This is a genomic window from Saccharopolyspora antimicrobica, assembly GCF_003635025.1.
GTDB lineage: Bacteria > Actinomycetota > Actinomycetes > Mycobacteriales > Pseudonocardiaceae > Saccharopolyspora > Saccharopolyspora antimicrobica.
Window position 1 is genome coordinate 1,984,168 of record NZ_RBXX01000002.1, and the last position, 17,880, is coordinate 2,002,047.

Genomic DNA, 17,880 nt, shown 5'->3' on the forward strand with positions numbered 1-17,880 from the left:
CCGCCCGGGCGAAACGCGCGCTAAGGCCGCGCAGGCCGGGAACCGCTCAGGTCCCGCCGGGTGACCACGCGATGAGCGCAACCATCGGCACGCCCTTCAGGTGATCGGGTCGTGGACGGTGACGAGCTTGGTGCCGTCCGGGAAGGTTGCCTCGACCTGCACGTCGTTGATCATCTCGGCGATGCCGTCCATCACCTGGTCGGGCCGCAGCACCTGGCGACCGCTCTGCATGAGCTCGGCGACGGTCCGGCCGTCCCGGGCACCTTCCACGACGTGGTCGGTGATCAGCGCGACCGCTTCCGGGTAGTTGAGCTTCAAACCGCGATCAAGCCGTTGGCGCGCCAGGCCGGCCGCCACGTGGACGAGCAGCTTGTCGCGCTCGTGAGGAGCAAGATGCATGAAGCTTCTTTAACACACCGGGTTTTGGCACCCCCGGGCTGCCCTGCGATTTTAATGCTGTTCGCTTGCCTCGTTACAACTATTTTTCCGGACTTTTACGTGGCTAACGGCTTTTCTTGAAGATCCTGTGAGCTAGCTCATCATGTGACTTCTCGGGGTCGGGATTGTGCGCCGCCCCGGGCGGGTGCACTGTGTGATCAGACGCCTGCACCCCGCCACGTCCAGCGTTCGCGCAGCCGCGCGCACGCGTCCAGCGACGAGACGAGGCAGTCATGAGCAGTGCAGCTCAGTCCGAGTTCCGCCCCGGCCTGGAGGGCGTGGTCGCCTTCCGCACGGAGATCGCCGAGCCCGACCGCGACGGCGGCGCCCTGCGCTACCGCGGTGTCGACATCGAAGACCTGGTCGGCACGGTCTCCTACGGCGACGTGTGGGCGTTGCTGGTGGACGGCGGTTTCGGCGACGGCCTGCCCGCCGCCGGCGCAACGCCGGTACCGGTGCGCACCGGCGACGTGCGCGCGGACGCGCAGGCATCCCTGGCGATGCTCGCTCCCGCCCTCGGCTTCGCACCGCTGCTCGACGTCGACGAGGCCCAGGCCCGCGAACAGCTCGCCCGCGCCTGCGCGCTCGGGCTCTCCTTCGTCGCGCAGTCCGCGCGCGGCGACCAGCCGCCGGTCCCGCTGTCGCGGATCGAGGAGGCGACCACCGCGACCGAGCAGTTCCTCACCCGCTGGCGCGGCGAACCCGACCCCACGCACGTCCGGGCGCTCGACGCGTACTGGGTGTCGGCCGCCGAGCACGGCCTGAACGCCTCCACCTTCACCGCCCGGGTGATCGCCTCCACCGGCGCCGACGTCGCGGCCTGCCTGTCCGGCGCGGTCGGCGCGATGTCCGGACCGCTGCACGGCGGCGCGCCGGCCCGCGTGCTGCCGATGATCGAGGAGGCCGAGCGCACCGGGGACGCGCGCCGCGTCGTGGAGTCGATCCTGGATCGCGGCGACCGGCTGATGGGCTTCGGCCACCGCGTCTACCGCGCCGAGGACCCGCGGGCGCGGGTGCTGCGCAACACCTGCGACCAGCTCAGCGCGCCGCGCTTCGAGGTCGCCCGCGAGCTGGAGCAGGCGGCGCTGTCCGTGCTGCGGGAACGCCGCCCGGACCGGCAGATCGAGACCAACGTGGAGTTCTGGGCCGCGGTGGTGCTCGACTTCGCGGAGGTGCCCACGGCGATGATGCCCGCGATGTTCACCTGCGCCCGGCTGGCGGGCTGGGCGGCGCACATCATGGAGCAGAAGCGCACCGGCCGCCTGGTGCGCCCGTCGGCGCAGTACATCGGCCCGGGCCCCCGGTCCCCGCAGGACGTCCCGGGCTGGGACCAGCTGGACCAGCTGATCGCCCCGGTCTGATCGGCGCCTTCCGCAGGTGGCGGCACGTGAGCGTTTTGAGGGGCCATAGCACCGCAAAACGCTCACGCTCCCATCGCGGGCACACCCTCTGCCCAGCACCGACGCAACGCGCGGCGCTAGCGTGGAGTGGTGGTAGCTCCATCCTCCGACGCCCAGAAACGTCGCATGCACATCGAGTACGCCGAGGCGCTCGAAGCCGATGCGGAGATCAGCGGCGAGCGCTGCGACGACCTCGTGGAAGCGTCCGGCTACTGGCACTTCGCCGATGAGCACGGGCGCGAGGAGCGGGCGCTGGCCGCTGCGGCCGAGGCCGACGACGGCCGCAGCGTGCTCAGCGGGCGGGCCGCCTACGCCTCATTCCTGCTGACCCACGGCCGCCGCGAGGAGGGAGAGCGGGCCATGGCGCAGCTGATGCACGAGGGCTCGGAGTGCGAGTGGGCGTACGGCGAGGCCGCCGCGGGCTACCAGGCGATCGGGGCGCACCAGGAGGCCTTGCGCTGGCTCAACATCGGCGTCCAGCGGTTCGTCCCGGACCTAGGCGCCGAGGTGGAGGTGGGCGATCCCGGCTTCGAGCTGCTCCGCGAACGCGCCGACCTGCGCCACCGGCTGGGCCTTCCCGCGGACCAGTACGACGAGCTGCTCGCCCGCTCCGAGGAGCGCTCCCACGAGGTCTTCAGCCAGATCGAGGAGATCGGCAGGCAGGAGCACGCGATCCCGGCGGTCCTCTACTGGCCCGAGGCGGAGTTCGCCGAGGTCCAGCGCAGGCACCCGGAGTGGAACCCGGGCCTCACGCACGTCGAGCACCGCCGGTTCATCCAGCGGACGCTGACCGACCACCCGACCAGCGCGGTGATCGTCGCCGGTGCGCTGGACGATCTGGTCGCCTTCGCCGAGTCCCGCGAGCTACCGCTGGACGACCCTGCGACGCACACCGAGTTCACCGCCGAAGCGGCGCGGCTCGGGCAGGCCGCGCCGTGGCCGCCGGAGCGCAACGACGCCTGCTGGTGCGGCTCGGCGCGCAAGTACAAGAAGTGCTGCGGAGCCCCCGGGTTCGCCTGAACGATCTCCCCCGGCGAGGTGCTGGCCAACCGGAGCGAGCCGCAGTAAGTTGCGGTTCGGCTGTTGGCAGCAGGTGCCCGTCACCTGCCGGAAACCCTGCTGCAACACTTGAGCCGAACCGGCAACGGCGCCGGTCAGCAGGCCACTGGCGCGCGGGGGCGAGGTCTTGCCCCTGCACGATCACCACGACAACGCCCGGAGGCGCCGGCATGACGCAGGCCGAGACCATCGACCCGACCACCTTGAAGCTGCCCGACGAGTTCCAGCCCGCCGACGGCCGCTTCGGCTGCGGTCCGTCCAAGGTGCGCAGCGAGCAGCTGGCCCGGCTGGCCGGCGAAGGTGCCGAGGTGATGGGCACCTCGCACCGCCAGAAGCCGGTGAAGTCCCTGGTCGGACGGGTCCGCGAGGGGATCCAGGAGCTGTTCTCCCTGCCGGAGGGCTACGAGGTCGTGCTCGGCGTCGGCGGCACCACGGCGTTCTGGGACGCGGCGACCTTCGGCCTGATCCGCGAGCGCTCGCTGCACCTGACCTACGGCGAGTTCTCCTCGAAGTTCGCCAAGGCCGCCAAGACGGCCCCGTTCCTGGGCGACCCGCTGGTCGTCTCGGCCGAGCCGGGTGACGCCCCGGAGCCGGTGTCGGACCCGAGCGCCGACCTGATCGGCTGGGCGCACAACGAGACCTCCACCGGCGTGATGCTCGCGCCGACCCGCCCGGCGGGCTCCGAGCACGCGCTGATCGCGGTCGACGCGACCTCCGGCGCGGGCGGGCTGGCGTTCAACGCCGCCGACGTCGACGTCTACTACTTCGCGCCGCAGAAGTGCTTCGCCGCCGACGGCGGGCTGTGGCTGGCCGCGATGAGCCCGGCCGCGATCGAGCGGATCGGCGAGATCGGCTCCTCGGACCGCTGGGTGCCGGAGTTCCTGTCGCTGCCCACCGCGCTGGACAACTCGCGCAAGGACCAGACCTACAACACCCCCGCGGTGGCCACGCTGTTCCTGCTCGCCGACCAGATCGAGTGGATGAACGGCCAGGGCGGCCTGGACTGGTGCGTGCAGCGCACCCGCGAGTCCTCGCAGCGGCTCTACGACTGGGCCGAGGCCTCGGAGTTCGCCACCCCGTTCGTCACCGACCCGGCCAAGCGCTCCCAGGTGGTCGGCACCATCGACTTCGCCGACTCGGTGGACGCCGCCGCGGTGGCGAAGGCGTTGCGCGCCAACGGCATCGTGGACACCGAGCCGTACCGCAAGCTGGGCCGCAACCAGCTGCGCATCGGCATGTTCCCGGCGATCGAGCCGGATGACGTCACCGCGCTGACGAAGTCCATCGACTGGGTGGTCTCGCAGCTGTCCTGACGACGCAGCGCTGCCGGGGTCCCCGCGGACCCCGGCAGTTTCTCCCTTGAGACCACAACACTGAGTGAAAATCAACCACTCTCGGTGAGGTTCACCAAATATGAGTGGTTTTACTGGTTCGCTCAGGCGGCCCCTTTCCGGCAAGATCGAGGCCGGGAGGACGACCAACTGCCGCACGGCATGCCCGGCGAGCCTCCCGCGTCAAGGCGGCGCGCCGGGTTACCGTCACAGCTTGGTGACATGTAGGTCGGTGGGAGGCACGCGTATGCGATCGCTGCGAGTGGTCGGGCTCGACGAGGACGGTGAATCCGTCATCTGCGAGGACCCGGAGAACGGCGAGCGCTTCACCGTGCCCGCCGACGAACGACTGCGCGCCGCGGCCCGCGGTGACCTCACCAGGCTCGGCCAGGTCCAGATCGAGATGGAGTCGCAGATGCGACCGCGCGAGATCCAGGCCCGCATCCGCTCCGGCGCGTCGGTCGAGCAGATCGCCGAGGCCTCCGGCATCCCGGAGCACCGCGTCGAGCGCTACGCCTACCCGGTCCTGCTGGAACGCCGCCAGATCGCCGAGATGGCCCAGCGCGGGCACCCGGTCCGCGAGGACGGCCCGGACGTGCAGACCCTCGGCGAGGTCGTCGCGCACACCTTCGGGATGCGCGGCCACGACTACGCCGAAGCCGACTGGGACGCCTGGCGCGGCGAGGACGGCAAGTGGGTCGTCCAGCTGACCTGGCAGGCCGGCCGCTCCGAGAACCTCGCCCACTGGGTGTTCCACCCGGGCGCGCACGGCGGCACCGTCGCGGCGCTCGACGACCACGCGGCCGACCTCCTCGACCCGTCGCCCAACCGCCCGCTCCGCACCGTCCGCCCGGTCACCGAGCTGGCGCGCGAAGCGCTCCAGCTCGACCAGCAGGGGATGTCGGCGGAGCCGACGGCCCCGGCACCGCCGCCGGAGGCCCCGGTGGCGCCTGCGCCACCGCTGGCCGAGGCCCCGACGCTCGACCTCGACACCGGAGCCCCGGAGCGACCGGCGGAGCCGGGAGCGGAGCAGCCCGCGGCGGAGAGCGCCGAAGGCGCGACCGCCGAGGAGGCGGAGGACGACGCGGCGCGCAAGGCGGAGCCGCGCCGCGGGCGGAAGAGCCACCCGATCGTCCCGTCGTGGGAGGACGTCCTCCTCGGAGTCCGCTCCCACCGCTGAACGAGAACCCGCGGAAGGCCGGGGCGAGCACGAGCTCACCCCGGCCTTCTGCTGTCCGCACCAACTCCGGGCATTCGGCACCAACTCCGGGCATTCGGCACCGACTCCAGGCACGACGTCGGATCGTTGGGTCCCGACATGCCGATGGAGTGGACGATTCGCCTGGCCCGGGGACCGACATGTGCAATTTCAATTGAAATCGGACGTCCGATTTCAATTGAAATTGCACAACCACCCGACGCACCACCGGGGCTCAGGGCGGTCAGACGTGCGGGGTGTAGGGGCTCAGGAGGGTGAGGAGGAGGACCAGCCAGGCCAGGACGATGCCCGCCGCTGTTCCGTAGGCGACCCAGCGCCACACCGCTATTCGGCGGCCCAGCCAGATCGAGGGGGCGAAGCCCGCCGCCACCGCCAGGTTCACCACTGCGGCCAGGACGCCGCTGACGTCCGCCAGGCCCAGCGTCACCACCACCAGGGTGGTCGTCGCGATCGCCGCGATGATCGCGCTCACCGCCAGGCCCGGGCCCCAGGGCGTCGGTTCCTCGCGCGGCACCGGGAGCGCGTAGCGGCGGGGGGCCGGTGGGCGCGGGCGGCCGATGCGGTCGAGGCGGCCGCTGAGCGGGTCGAGGTAGCCGATCTGGCCGCCGGTTTCCGCTGCCAGTCGCATCGCCAGCTGGCGGCCGCGCTTCGAGATCAGTTCGCGGTCGCCGGGCTCCGCGGCCTCGTGCGCCGTTTCCGCGACGTGCGCCCATTCGTGCAGCGCTTCGACCAGCGAGTCGGGCAGCCGCAGGCGCCCCGGGTCCACCTCGTGGTCGACGTCGCGCACCAGGACCGCGCGGCCGGAGCGCGCGTGCAGTTCCCAACCGGGCTCGCGCATCACGCCCCGCTCATCGCATTGAAGGCGATCGCCCCGGCCGTCGCGACGTTGAGCGAATCGACCCCGCCGGCCATCGGGATCCGCACCGCCAGGTCGGCCGCGGTGATCGCTTCCTCGGTGAGGCCGGGGCCCTCCGAGCCGAGCAGGACCGCGACCCGCCCCTCGTCCAGCGCCGCATCGCGAAGAGATTTCGCATCCGCTCGGGGCGTCAGCGCGGCGAGGCGAAAGCCGTTGTCGCGCAGCAGCTTGAGATCTTCCGGCCAGGACTCCAGGTGCGCGAACGGCACCCGCAGCACGTGTCCCATCGACACCCGGACGCTGCGCCGGTACAGCGGGTCCGAACAACCGGCGCCCAGGAGCACGCCGTCGACGCCGAGCGCGGCAGCGTTGCGGAACAGCGCGCCCAGGTTCTCGTGGTCGCCGATGCCCTCGAGCACCACCAGGCGGCGGGACCGCTCGATCAGCTCGGCGGGCGGGATCACCGGGGCGCGGTCGGCCACGGCTAGCACGCCGCGGTTGAGGTGGAAGCCGACGACCTGCGCCATCACGTCGGCGCTCGCGACGTAGGCGGGCACGTCGAGGGCGGCGGTGGCACCGGCCAGCGCCTCGATCCGGCGGCGCACCCCGAACAGCGCGCGCACCGGGTACGGCGAAGCGAGCAACCGCTCCACCACCACGACGCCTTCGGCGATCACCAGCCCACGCCCGCCGGGCCGGTCCGGCCGGCGATCCGCGCGCGACAGATCGCGGAAGTCGTCGACCCGTGGATCGTCGACTTCACTGATCTCGACCATGTGCGTCACGTACCGCATTCTCGCACCCGTCGCCCCGGCCGGTGTTCCCCGCCGGGTTCCGGCACCCCCGCGTGGGTACGTTCGAAGCATGGTTCAGCTTGGTGGCACAGCACTCGACGTCTTCCCCATCTGCCTCGGTGGCAACGTCTTCGGCTGGACGGCCGATCGCGACGAGTCCTTCGCCGTCCTCGACGGCTACGCGGCGGCGGGCGGCAACTTCATCGACTCCGCGGACATGTACTCGGCCTGGGCACCGGGCAACTCCGGCGGCGAATCCGAAACGATCATCGGCGAGTGGCTGCGCGCCCGCGGCAACCGGGACGACGTGGTCGTCGCGACCAAGGTGGGCTGGCTGCCGCAGCGCAGCGGCCTTTCGGCGGCGAACATCGCGGCGGCTGCGGAAGATTCACTGCGCCGCCTGGGTGTCGACCACATCGACCTCTACTACGCCCACGGCGACGACCCGACGGTCCCGCTGGCCGAGACGCTGGGCGCCTTCGACGCGCTGGTGCGCGCGGGCAAGGTCCGCTACATCGCGGCGTCCAACTACACCGCACCGCGGCTCGCCGAGTCGCTGGCGGTCTCCCGCCGCGAGGGATTGGCCGAATTCACCGCGCTGCAACCGAAGTACAACCTCGTGGAGCGCGCCGGGTTCGAGGGTGAGCTCGCGGAGCTGTGCGCACAGGAGAACCTGGGCGTGGCACCGTACTACGGGCTCGCCAGAGGGTTTCTGACCGGCAAATACCGTCCGGCGCAGGACAACTCGGACAGCCCGCGCGCCGAAGGCGCCCGCGCGTACCTGGACGATCGCGGTCTCCGGGTGCTCGCCGCCCTGGACGAGATCGCAACGCTGCGTAATGCCCCGGTGGCATCGATCGCGTTGTCCTGGCTGCGCGCGCAACGCACCGTCACCGCCCCGATCGCCAGCGCCCGCACCGCGGATCAGCTCGCCGACCTGCTGCTCGCCGCCGAATTGGAGCTCACCGCGGCGGAGGTGCGGAGGCTCGACGACGCCTCCGTTTGACGGCCTCGACACTCCGTTCGCTGACACCGTTTTGGCCGCTGGATCGCCGGGTACCGATGTGTCACGGTGGTTTCCCCAGCGCTGCGCGCTGACGTGCTGCCGACCGAGCGGAGAGACGGCATGGGACGGCACGTGGACGACCGAGGTTTCAATCCGGTGGACCGGCAGCGGTATCGGAACAAGATGCAGCGCGGTCTGGACGCTCTGGCCCGGATGCTCGCCGACGGCAACTTCTCCTTCCCGCGCCAGCAGATGGGGCTGGAGATGGAGTTGTGCCTGGTGGGGTCAGGCATGGAGCCGTCGATGTCCAACGCCGAGGTGCTGGAGAAGATCGACGAGCCGGCCTTCACCACCGAGCTCGGCCAGCAGAACATCGAGCTCAACGTGGAGCCGCGGGTGCTGGCCGGGGACAGCGCGCTGCGGTTGGAGGAGCGGATGCGCGCCGCGCTGCGGCGGGCCGACGACAGCGCGCACGACACCGGCGCGAAGATCGTCATGATCGGCACGCTGCCCACCCTGCGCAGCGCGCACTTCGACCCGGGCTGGCTGTCCCGCAATCCGCGCTACTCGCTGCTCAACGAGCAGATCTTCCTGGCCCGCGGCGAGGAAATGCTGCTGGACATGGAGGGCGAGCCGCTCGGCGAGGGCTACCACTCCGAGCGGCTGCACTCCTACGCCAACTCGATCCTGCCGGAGTCGGCGTGCACCTCGGTCCAGCTGCACCTGCAGGTCGCCCCGGAGGACTTCGCCGCGCACTGGAACGCCGCGCAGTGCCTGGCCGGGGTGCAGGTGGCGATCGGCGCGAATTCACCGTTCCTGCTGGGCAAAGCGCTCTGGCACGAGACCCGGATCCCGCTGTTCCTGCAGGCCACCGACACCCGCCCGGTGGAGCTGAAGAACCAGGGCGTGCGGCCGCGGGTGTGGTTCGGGGAGCGGTGGATCACCTCGATCTTCGACCTGTTCGAGGAGAACGTCCGCTACTTCCCGGCGCTGCTGCCCGATCCGGAGGAGGAAGATCCGGTGGCCGCGCTCGACGCCGGGCGGGCGCCGACGCTGGCCGAGCTGCGGCTGCACAACGGCACGATCTGGCGCTGGAACCGCCCGGTGTACGACCTGGTGGACGGGGTTCCGCACCTGCGCATCGAGAACCGGGTGCTGCCCTCCGGGCCGTCGGTGGTGGACATCGTCGCCAACGCCGCGTTCTTCTACGGCGCCCAGCGCGCGCTCACCGAACAGGACCGTCCCCTGTGGACTCAGATGTCCTTCGCCGCGGCCGAGGAGAACCTGTTCTCCGGTGCTCGCAGCGGTTTCGACGCCCACCTGTACTGGCCGGGCACCGGCTGGGTCGCCCCGGACGAGCTGGTGATGCGCCGCCTGCTGCCGATGGCGCACGAAGGGCTCCGCGCGTGCGGTGTCTCCGACGAGGCACGCGAGCGGTACCTGGGCGTGATCGAGCAGCGCTGCCTGGCCCGCCGCAACGGCGCGACGTGGCAGCGCGAAACGGTGGCCCGCCTGGAGGAGCGGGGCGCGAATCGCCACGAAGCCCTGACCCGCATGCTGGAGCACTACATCGCGCTGGCCGACGGAGGCGACCCGGTCCACACCTGGCCGGTGGGCTAGCCGGTCACTCCGGTGATGGTGAGGGTCGGCCGTCCGTTGTGGTCGGCCAGGTGGGCTTCGACGCCGAAGACGTCGGCCAGCAGGCGCTCGTCGAGGACTTCCGCGGGTGCTCCGGTCGCCGCGATGCGGCCGGAGTCCAGCACCGCCAGCCGGTCGCAGAACTCCACCGCCAGCCGGAGGTCGTGCAGCGTCAGCAGCACGGTCAGGCCGCCGGCTGCGAGTTCGCGCAGCAGCGCCAGGACTCCGTACTGGTGACGCAGGTCGAGGTGGTTCGTCGGCTCGTCGAGCACCAGGACCTGCGGCTGCTGCGCGAGCGCCCGCGCGATCGAGGTCCGCTGCCGCTCACCGCCCGAGAGCAGGCGCACATCGCGCTCCGCCTCCGCCAGCAGGCTCGTGGCCCGCAGCGCATCGTCGACGATCGCGTGGTCGGCCGCGCCCATCCGGTCCAGCAACCCGAGGTGCGGGATCCGGCCCTGCGACACCACTTCGCGCACGGTGAGCGCCGCGCGGGCCTCCGTCTCCTGCGTCGTCGCGGCCAGGACGCGCGCCAGCTGGCGCCGCCCGGCCGCCGCAACGCCGGCGACCTCCACCGTCCCGGCCGCCGGTTGGACCGCTCGGTAGAGCGTGCGCAGCAGGGTCGTCTTGCCGCTGCCGTTGGGGCCGACGAGGCCGAACACCTCCCCGGCCCGCACGTCGACGTCCACATCGGACAGCACCGCCCGGCCGCCCAGCTGCACCTGGACTCCGCTGACCCGCAGGCTCATGCGATCCTCCGTCGCCGCCGCAACATCACCAGGAACACCGGGCCGCCGACCAGCGCGGTGAGCACTCCCACCGGCAGTTCCGAAGGCGCGACGACCAGCCGCGCCACCAGGTCGGCCAGCACCAGGAACACCGCGCCGAGCAGCGCCGACACCGGCAGCAGTCGGTGTGCCTCGGAGCCCACCAGGAAGGTGGCCGCGTGCGGCACCAGCAGCCCGACGAACACGATCCCGCCCGCCACCGAAACGGCCGTCCCGGCCAGCAGCGAGATCGCGACCAGGCAGCACGTCCGGAACACGCGCGCGTTGATCCCGAGCGCCGCCGCAGCGTCGTCACCGCTGTGCAGGACGTTCATCCACCGCCCCGAAGCGGCCGCCGCGATCAGCCCGAGCGCCAGCACCGCGGCGGGCACCGGCAGCGACTCCCAGCGCACGGCTCCGAGCCCGCCGCTGATCCAGAACATCACCTGCTTGGCCTGATCACCGGTGCCGAAGGCGTGCAGCACGAACGAGGTCATGGCGAACGCCACCTGCCCGACAGCCAGCCCGCCGAGCACCAGCGTCGTCACCGACCCGGAACGCCCGGAGACGGCCAGCACGATCAGCAGCGCCGTCAGCCCGCCCAGGAACGCCACCAGCGGCAGGCCCACCGCACCCGCACCGATGCCCAGCACGATCGTCAGCGACACCGCGAACCCGGCGCCCTCGGACACCCCGAGCAGGTACGGGTCGGCCAGCGGGTTGCCCGTGACCAGCTGCGCGATCGCCCCGGACAGCGCCAGCGCGGCGCCGACCAGCACGCCACCGACCACCCGCGGCATCCGCGAGTCGAAGACGATCGCCGCGCGCGCCGGGCGCCAGTCCGGCTCGATCCACGGCAGCACCGGCTCCAGCACGATCCGCCACACCTGCCCCAGCGGCAACCGCACGGAACCCAGCGAGATCGCCAGACCACCGACCACCACCAACGCGACCAGCAACGCGGCGTAGACCAGCAAGAGCCTCTTGCCTGTTCCGCCTCCCCGTGCCGCCTCTCTGCGATTCACAGTGGTGGTTGCACCCTGCTCGATCTTGCGTTTCGCGGTTTCTCGTGGCTGGGTTGCGTCACGGTCCCCTGAGGTGCGGTTGGGGTTTGACTCCGGGCTGCTCATTTGCCGTGGAGGTCCCGCGCGAGGCGTTCGACGGCGGCCGGGAACCTGATGCCCTCGGTGAGCTCAACAAGCGGGATGGTGCTGAACCGGCGGTCGCGCACCGCGGGTGTGCCCGAGACCAGCGGGTGCCCTTCGAGGTAGGCCTGCTTGTGCTGCACCGGGGCACCGAGGTAGTCGACGAGCACGATCGCCGCCGGGGCCCGCGTGGCGACCTGCTCCCAGCTGACGTCCTCGAAGACCTTCGGCACGTCGCCGAAGACGTTGCGCGCGCCTGCCCTGGTCAGCGCGTCGTTGCCGACACCGTTGCCGCCCAGGGTGAACGCGGTCTGCTCGCCGGAGTCGTACACGAAGACGTCGACCGGTGCCACGCCCTGGAGCCGCTGCTCGACCGCCCGGACCCGCTCCTCGATGCCGGCGTTGAGCTGCCGCGCGTTGTCCTGCAGGCCGAGCGCCTCGCCGAACATCGAGATGTCGGCCAGCAGCGCGTCCATCCCGGCCGGTTCGCTCGCGCAGGACTCCGACAGCAGCAGGGTGTTGATGCCGTTCTTCGCGAACGCCTCGCGGCCGCGGCCCTCGGCCTCGTCGAAGGCGCTGGCGTAGCCGCCGACGACCAGGTCGGGCTCGGCTTCGAGGATGCGCTCGTAGGACGGGTAGCGGTCGGACAGCAGCGGCACGTCGGCGTAGCCGGCGGCGACCTCCGGCGGTGGCACGTGGTCGTCCGGGAAGGCGGTGCCGACGAGGCGGTCGCCCAGCCCGAGCGCCACCAGGATCTCCGTGGCGTGCTGGTTGAGGCTCACCACGCGCTGCGGCGGGCGCGCGAACGTCTCGACGCTGCCGCAGTTCTCCACGCGCAAGCCGTCCGCCTGCGATTCGGCCGCAGTGCAGCCGGTCAGGAACAGCGCGGCCATGATCAGGGCGAAGGTGCGGCGCATCGTGCCTTCCGAGGTCGTGCGCGGATGCGCGAGACCAGGACCGCACGCGGCGTTCCCAGACCCCGACCGCAGACCGCGACAGTCGTTGGAGCCATCCCTCGCGGAGCGGGCGATCGGGCTCGCCGCGACGTGCGCGGCCTACCGTTGCGGGTCAGCGCCGGACTTCGACCGGCTTCTCCCGCTCGCGGGGTCGAAAGAGGATGCTGCCCCACGCGTCGAGCCCGGTCAACCGGTCGAATTCCCGCTCCGCGCCACGTTTGCGCAGTTCATCGAGGCTGTTCGCGCAACGCGCCCGGCAGATGAGATCAACGCCTCCATCCGGGCTAGTTGCAATAGGGTGGCAGTAGCTAGAGTCTGTCGACAGCGAAGGGAGAAGGCTCGATGGCGCAGTACGTGTTGCCGGAGTTGGATTACGACTACGCGGCGTTGGAGCCGGCGATCGCCGGTGAGATCAACGAGTTGCACCACAGCAAGCACCACGCGACCTACGTCAAGGGCGCCAACGACACGATCGAGAAGATCGCCGAGGCGCGGGAGAAGGGTGACTTCTCGTCGATCGTGGGGCTGGAGACCACGCTGGCGTTCCACCTGGCGGGGCACTCGCTGCACCTGGTGTGGTGGAAGATCCTCTCGCCCAACGGTGGGGACAAGCCGACCGGTGAGCTGGCGGCGGCGATCGATGAGGACTTCGGTTCCTTCGACGCGTTCCGGGCTCAGATGGAGGCGGTGTCGGGCACGATCCAGGGCAACGGCTGGGGTGTGCTGGCGTGGGATCCGGTGGGTCGGCGGCTGGTGACGCAGCAGTTGCGGGATCACCACTCGAACCTGTCGATCGCCACGACGCCGCTGCTGGTGTTCGACATCTGGGAGCACGCGTACTACCTGCAGTACCGCAACGTGAAGGCGGACTACATCAAGCAGTTGTGGAACGTGGTGGACTGGGACGAGGTCGGCAAGCGCTTCGCCGACGCCCGCGCCGGCTACAACGGCCTGCGCCTGCCCACCGCCTGACGAGCGGTCCGGCTTCCCGCCTGCCGCGATTTCAATTGAAATCGGATCTTCGATTTCAATTGAACTTGCGGTCACCGTCGGTGTGTCGGGCGCCCGACACACCGACGGTGGGTCGGGGTCGACGCGATTTCAATGGAAATCGGACGTCTGATTTCCATTGAAATCGCAGGGAGGACCTCCTGATCGTGCGGCTTCGCCGGGGATCTACGCGCGGATCTCCGGCGGGGTGCGCACCCGGGTCTCGGCAGTGAGTGCTCCGACAAGCCAGCTGCCGAAAATGATCGAGCCCCGGCCGCCCGAAGGCGACCGGGGCTCGATCTGTTCCCGAACTGACTGCCGCTCCCACCACGAAGCGGACGAGACTTAGGTTAGCCTACCCTGTCAGACGCACGCAACCCCCCGGCGCCGGAAAGTCAGCACTCCGGCTCCGACCAGCGCCGCGACCAACGACACCAGCCCGCCGAGCAGGATCGGCCAGCGCGGCCCCAGCAGCTCGGCCAGCCACCCGGAGGCCAGTCCGCCCAGCGGCTTGCCGCCCATGAACAACAGCATGTAGAGGCCCATCACGCGACCGCGCATGGTCGGGTCCACGCCCAGCTGCACGGTCGCGTTCGCGGTCGTCGTGAAGGTCATGACCGCGATCCCGACCGGGATCAGCGCCCCCGCGAACAGCTGGTAGCTCGGCATCAGCGCCGCACCGGCCTCCAGCGCGCCGAACACCGCGGCACCCAACAGCAGCAGCCGCATCCGCGGCCCTCCGCGACCGCTGCGCCGCGCCGCCAGCGCCGCACCGGTCAAGGTGCCCACGGCCAGCATCGTGATCAGCAGTCCGTAGCCGTCGGCGTCGCGGTGGAACACGTTGCGCGCCATCACGGCGAAGGTGTTCTCGAAGTTCATGCCGAAGGTGCCGACGAAGAACACCAGCACCATGACCACGGTCAGGTCCGGCCGGCCGAGCACGTACCGCACGCCAGCGCGCAGCTGGCCGCGCTCCTTCGGCGCGCGACCGGCGCGGTGCAGCGCCGCGACGTCCATCAGTAGCAACCCGGCGACCACCGCGGCCGAGCTGGCGCCGTTGAGCAGGAAGACCCAGCCGGTGCCGATCGCGGTGATCAGCACCCCGGCGATGGCCGGTCCGACGATGCGGGCCAGGTTGAAGGTCATCGAGTTGAGCGCGACGGCGTTGGTGAGCTGCGCGGGGCCGACCATCTCGACGACGAACGACTGCCGCACCGGCGCGTCGACGGCCGCGAAGCAGCCGAGCACGAAGCACAGCACGTAGACGTGCCAGAGCACCGCGATGCCGCTGACGTCGAGCAACCCGAGCACGAGCCCGCACACGCCGAGGGCGGTCTGGGTGGCGATCAGCACGCGCCGCTTGTCGAAGCGGTCGGCGAGCACACCCGCCCACAGGGTGAGCAGCAGCGTCGGGAGGAACTGGAGCGCGACCGCCACGCCGAGGGCGGCCGGACTGCCGCCGGAGAGCTCCAGGACCAGCCAGTCCTGCGCGGCGCGCTGCATCCAGGTGCCGGTCAGCGAGACGACCTGGCCCGATGCGTAGTAGCGGTAGTTGCGCTCGCGCAGCGAGCGGAACATGCCCGCGCTCGTGTCCGATGTGGACACCTGAGTGCGGTTGACCTGACCTTCGCCGGTATCCGTTCCGACGCGTGACCCGGGTTGGTCAACCACTCTGGTGCTTACCGCCTCTCGGTGGGTGCGCTCATCGGCCCGCCAGCCGGTCGATGATCTCCGCGGCCCGGAACAGCACCGCGCGCTCCTCGTCGGTGAGGTCCACCAGCTGCTGGTCCAGCCAGCGCTCGCGAGCGGAGACCTCTTCCTCGATGCGGGCCCGCCCCGCGTCGGTCACCTCGACGATGGCCTGGCGGCCGTCGGTCGGGTGGGCGCGGCGGACGACCAGACCGGCGTCTTCCAGGGCCGCGATCACCCTGGTCATCGACGGCGGCTGGACGCCTTCCCGCGCGGCAAGCTCGCCCGGCGTCAGCGCTCCCGCCTTGTGCAGGCAGGACAGCGCGGAGAGCTGGGAGAGCGTGATCTTCGAATCGCCGCTCTGCGCGCGCAGGCGGCGGTTCAGGCGAACCACTGCGAGCCGCAGCCGACTCGCCAGGGTGCGCTCGCGTTCCGCAATATCGGACACGTCGTTAGTCTACCAAACTATATCGGGGGAAATCGGACGAACTGATCCACTCAGTGGCCGTCCACCCTAATGATCCAGCCGCCCGACGTCTCCTGTTCATACCCGAAACGACGCATCTCAAGCCCCCGTGAGCGTTTCGGTGCGTCCTGGCACCCCGAAACGCTCGCGTGCGTTGGCCTGGTCAGATGCCGAAGACGGCGCTGATCGGCGCGGCCGCGAAGTACAGCACGAAGGCCGCCGCCACCACCCACATCAGCGGGTGGATGGTGCGGATCTTGCCGGTGAACACCCGCAGCAGCACGTAGCTGACGAAGCCCGCGCCGATGCCGTTGGCGATCGAGTAGGTGAACGGCATGACCACGATCGTCAGGAAGGCGGGCAGCGCGATGCTGAAGTCCGAGAGGTCGATCTGCTTGATCTGGCCGATCATCATCGCCCCGACCACGATCAGCGCCGGAGCCGCCGCCTCCACCGGGATGACCTGGTAGAGCGGGGTGAAGAACATCGCCGCCAGGAACAGCAGGCCGGTGACCACGTTCGCCAGCCCGGTCCGCGCGCCCTCCGCGATGCCCGACGCCGACTCCACGAACACGGTGTTCGAGCTGGCCGAGCCGACACCACCGGCGACCGCGCCGACGCCCTCGACGGCCAGCGCCTTGCCGATGCCCGGCAGGTTGCCGTCCTTGTCGGCCAGCCCGGCCTCCTTGCCCAGCCCGGTCATGGTGCCCATGGCGTCGAAGAAGTTCGCCAGCACCAGCGTGAACACCAGCAGCGCGGCGGCCAGCGCCGGCAGCCGGGTCCAGGCGCCGAAGGAGATGTCGCCGACCAGCGACAGGTCCGGCAGCCCGGCGATCTGCTCCGGCACCGCCGGGTAGCCCAGGTTCCAGCCGTAGGGGTTGGTGCCCTTGGACGGCCCGGCGTGGAACACCGACTCGATGATGATCGACAGCACCGTGGTGACCGCGACGCTGATCAGGATTCCGCCGCGCACCTTGCGCGCCACCAGCACCGAGGTCAGCACCAGGCCGAAGACGAACACCGCGGTCGGCCACGAGGCGATCGAGCCCTCGATGCCCAGCCCCACCGGCACGGTGGTGTTGGCCTCGTCCGGCAGCCGCCGCACGAACCCGGCGTCGACCAGGCCGACGAAGGAGATGAACACGCCGACGCCGACCGCGATGGCGGCCTTCAGCTCGGGTGGCACCGCGTTGAACACGGCGGTCCGGAATCCGGTGGCGACCAGGATCAGGATGACGACGCCGTCGATGACCACCAGGCCCATCGCTTCCGGCCAGGTCACCTGCGGCGCGATGGTCACGGCCAGCAGCGTGTTGATGCCGAGCCCGGCGGCGATCGCGAACGGGTAGTTGGCGATGAGACCGAACAGGATGGTCATCACGCCCGCGACCAGCGCGGTCGCCGCGGCGACCTGCGACACGGGCAGGATGTTGCCCAGCACGTCGCGCTTGGCGCCGGCGTCGTCGGCGGAGTAGCTGCCCAGGATCAGCGGGTTCAGCACGATGATGTAGGCGACCGCGACGAAGGTGACGATGCCACCGCGCACCTCGCGGGAGATGCTGGAACCACGCTCGGTGATCTTGAAGTACTGGTCCAGCAATGATTTCTTGCTCTTGGTCTCGTCCACCATCGTGCTTCCCATCACCGCGCCGGAGCGCGCGTTCACCTACCGGAGGTAGCCTGCCTGACGTGGCACAGGACAGCGAACCCACCCCCACCGCAGCAGGTCACCGACCTGTTCCCCACCTGCCCCGCAGGCTGGCGGACCCGACGCCGGTGGTGCTCACCGGCACCGCGCTGTGGCTCGTCGGAACGGTGGCGTTCGCGCTGAGCGGCAACCTGCACATCGAGTTCTGGACCTGCGTAGCCGGCGTGACACTCGGTGTCATCGGCTACGGAGTGTTCCGCTGGCAGCGCTCGGCCGCCCGCCGAGGTTCCCGAGGAGCCTGGCAGGGCCTTTCCGGCCTCGACGACTGAGACGCCTGCCGCACCTCCGGCCAGTCCTGGACAGAAGATCGTTTTCACGGGCCGCATGATGCCGAATCCACCCATGGATCTTGGCGACCGGCTAACCTGCGAGATCGTCACCAGTTCGGAGACTTGACCAGAACGCGGGGAGCGCAGCGGAA

The 17,880-nt window shown here is 70.6% G+C and carries 17 protein-coding genes; 8 read left to right on the plus strand and 9 right to left on the minus strand.

Annotated elements, in window-relative coordinates:
- Positions 1-96: 96 nt before the first annotated feature.
- A complete protein-coding gene (locus ATL45_RS09795) occupies positions 97-399 on the minus strand; it encodes an urease subunit gamma (protein ID WP_093155977.1) in 303 nt (100 codons plus the stop codon).
- 272 nt (positions 400-671) lie between these two features.
- Between ATL45_RS09795 and ATL45_RS09800 the strand changes: the two genes are divergently transcribed.
- The 4 genes from ATL45_RS09800 to sepH all read left to right on the plus strand — a co-directional run bounded on the left by ATL45_RS09800 (position 672) and on the right by sepH (position 5,408).
- Positions 672-1,799 (plus strand): citrate synthase 2, encoded by a 1,128-nt coding sequence (locus ATL45_RS09800; protein WP_093155978.1) that lies wholly within the window; start codon positions 672-674, stop codon positions 1,797-1,799.
- Between the two features lie 129 nt (positions 1,800-1,928).
- Entirely contained in the window at positions 1,929-2,858 is a 930-nt protein-coding gene (locus ATL45_RS09805; protein ID WP_143121703.1) for an SEC-C domain-containing protein, read from the plus strand.
- 209 nt (positions 2,859-3,067) lie between these two features.
- A complete protein-coding gene (gene serC / locus ATL45_RS09810; protein WP_093155982.1) occupies positions 3,068-4,210 on the plus strand; it encodes a phosphoserine transaminase in 1,143 nt (380 codons plus the stop codon).
- 265 nt (positions 4,211-4,475) lie between these two features.
- On the plus strand, positions 4,476-5,408 hold the full coding sequence (gene sepH, locus ATL45_RS09815; protein WP_093155983.1) for a septation protein SepH: 933 nt from the start codon (positions 4,476-4,478) through the stop codon (positions 5,406-5,408).
- A gap of 262 nt (positions 5,409-5,670) precedes the next feature.
- Here the strand turns inward: sepH and ATL45_RS09820 are convergent, their stop codons facing one another.
- The gene (locus tag ATL45_RS09820) at positions 5,671-6,285 is read right to left on the minus strand and encodes a DUF2537 domain-containing protein (RefSeq protein WP_093156040.1); all 615 of its coding nucleotides are present in this window, start codon (positions 6,283-6,285) and stop codon (positions 5,671-5,673) included.
- Positions 6,285-7,097: a TrmH family RNA methyltransferase gene (locus ATL45_RS09825; protein WP_093155985.1), complete on the minus strand. Its 813-nt coding sequence runs from the start codon at positions 7,095-7,097 to the stop codon at positions 6,285-6,287. Before ATL45_RS09825 ends, ATL45_RS09820 begins: the two co-directional genes overlap by 1 nt.
- A 70-nt stretch (positions 7,098-7,167) precedes the next feature.
- On the opposite strand from ATL45_RS09825, the gene ATL45_RS09830 reads away from it, so the two are divergent.
- Together ATL45_RS09830 and ATL45_RS09835 are read left to right on the plus strand one after the other, a co-directional pair.
- On the plus strand, positions 7,168-8,103 hold the full coding sequence (locus ATL45_RS09830) for an aldo/keto reductase (RefSeq protein ID WP_093155986.1): 936 nt from the start codon (positions 7,168-7,170) through the stop codon (positions 8,101-8,103).
- A 120-nt stretch (positions 8,104-8,223) separates the two neighbouring features.
- Positions 8,224-9,723 (plus strand): glutamate-cysteine ligase family protein, encoded by a 1,500-nt coding sequence (locus tag ATL45_RS09835; RefSeq protein WP_093155988.1) that lies wholly within the window; start codon positions 8,224-8,226, stop codon positions 9,721-9,723.
- Here the strand turns inward: ATL45_RS09835 and ATL45_RS09840 are convergent.
- From ATL45_RS09840 to ATL45_RS09850, 3 genes are all read right to left on the minus strand, one after another.
- Positions 9,720-10,487 (minus strand): ABC transporter ATP-binding protein, encoded by a 768-nt coding sequence (locus ATL45_RS09840; RefSeq protein WP_093155989.1) that lies wholly within the window; start codon positions 10,485-10,487, stop codon positions 9,720-9,722. The genes ATL45_RS09835 and ATL45_RS09840 overlap by 4 nt on opposite strands.
- Positions 10,484-11,482 carry a FecCD family ABC transporter permease gene (locus ATL45_RS09845; RefSeq protein WP_246025256.1) on the minus strand — a complete coding sequence of 333 codons (999 nt, stop codon included), beginning with the start codon at positions 11,480-11,482 and terminating at the stop codon, positions 10,484-10,486. Before ATL45_RS09845 ends, ATL45_RS09840 begins: the two co-directional genes overlap by 4 nt.
- Before the next feature lie 149 nt (positions 11,483-11,631).
- Positions 11,632-12,567, minus strand: coding sequence for an ABC transporter substrate-binding protein (locus ATL45_RS09850; protein WP_093155992.1), 936 nt, complete (start codon positions 12,565-12,567; stop codon positions 11,632-11,634).
- A 381-nt stretch (positions 12,568-12,948) separates the two neighbouring features.
- Between ATL45_RS09850 and ATL45_RS09855 the strand changes: the two genes are divergently transcribed.
- Positions 12,949-13,578, plus strand: a complete 630-nt coding sequence (locus tag ATL45_RS09855) for a superoxide dismutase (protein WP_121505317.1) — start codon at positions 12,949-12,951, stop codon at positions 13,576-13,578.
- Positions 13,579-13,959: 381 nt separating this feature from the next.
- Here ATL45_RS09855 and ATL45_RS09860 read toward each other — a convergent pair whose 3' ends face one another.
- The 3 genes from ATL45_RS09860 to ATL45_RS09870 form a co-directional block, all read right to left on the minus strand.
- Positions 13,960-15,267, minus strand: coding sequence for an MFS transporter (locus ATL45_RS09860; RefSeq protein ID WP_439332445.1), 1,308 nt, complete (start codon positions 15,265-15,267; stop codon positions 13,960-13,962).
- Between the two features lie 31 nt (positions 15,268-15,298).
- Positions 15,299-15,733, minus strand: coding sequence for a MarR family winged helix-turn-helix transcriptional regulator (locus ATL45_RS09865; protein ID WP_093158230.1), 435 nt, complete (start codon positions 15,731-15,733; stop codon positions 15,299-15,301).
- 181 nt (positions 15,734-15,914) lie between these two features.
- A complete protein-coding gene (locus tag ATL45_RS09870; RefSeq protein WP_093158481.1) occupies positions 15,915-17,381 on the minus strand; it encodes an NCS2 family permease in 1,467 nt (488 codons plus the stop codon).
- A gap of 59 nt (positions 17,382-17,440) precedes the next feature.
- Here ATL45_RS09870 and ATL45_RS09875 point away from each other — a divergent pair, with 59 nt between their 5' ends.
- Positions 17,441-17,728 (plus strand): DUF2530 domain-containing protein, encoded by a 288-nt coding sequence (locus ATL45_RS09875; protein ID WP_093158232.1) that lies wholly within the window; start codon positions 17,441-17,443, stop codon positions 17,726-17,728.
- Positions 17,729-17,880: the final 152 nt, after the last annotated feature.

Bases quoted from the DNA above. Each gene is read 5' to 3' on its own strand.
- ATL45_RS09795 (WP_093155977.1), bottom strand. From the start codon at position 399: ATGCATCTTGCTCCTCACGAGCGCGACAAGCTGCTCGTCCACGTGGCG.
- ATL45_RS09800 (WP_093155978.1), top strand. From the start codon at position 672: ATGAGCAGTGCAGCTCAGTCCGAGTTCCGCCCCGGCCTGGAGGGCGTG.
- serC (WP_093155982.1), top strand. From the start codon at position 3,068: ATGACGCAGGCCGAGACCATCGACCCGACCACCTTGAAGCTGCCCGAC.
- sepH (WP_093155983.1), top strand. From the start codon at position 4,476: ATGCGATCGCTGCGAGTGGTCGGGCTCGACGAGGACGGTGAATCCGTC.
- ATL45_RS09820 (WP_093156040.1), bottom strand. From the start codon at position 6,285: ATGCGCGAGCCCGGTTGGGAACTGCACGCGCGCTCCGGCCGCGCGGTC.
- ATL45_RS09825 (WP_093155985.1), bottom strand. From the start codon at position 7,097: ATGCGGTACGTGACGCACATGGTCGAGATCAGTGAAGTCGACGATCCA.
- ATL45_RS09830 (WP_093155986.1), top strand. From the start codon at position 7,168: ATGGTTCAGCTTGGTGGCACAGCACTCGACGTCTTCCCCATCTGCCTC.
- ATL45_RS09835 (WP_093155988.1), top strand. From the start codon at position 8,224: ATGGGACGGCACGTGGACGACCGAGGTTTCAATCCGGTGGACCGGCAG.
- ATL45_RS09840 (WP_093155989.1), bottom strand. From the start codon at position 10,487: ATGAGCCTGCGGGTCAGCGGAGTCCAGGTGCAGCTGGGCGGCCGGGCG.
- ATL45_RS09850 (WP_093155992.1), bottom strand. From the start codon at position 12,567: ATGCGCCGCACCTTCGCCCTGATCATGGCCGCGCTGTTCCTGACCGGC.
- ATL45_RS09855 (WP_121505317.1), top strand. From the start codon at position 12,949: ATGGCGCAGTACGTGTTGCCGGAGTTGGATTACGACTACGCGGCGTTG.
- ATL45_RS09870 (WP_093158481.1), bottom strand. From the start codon at position 17,381: ATGGTGGACGAGACCAAGAGCAAGAAATCATTGCTGGACCAGTACTTC.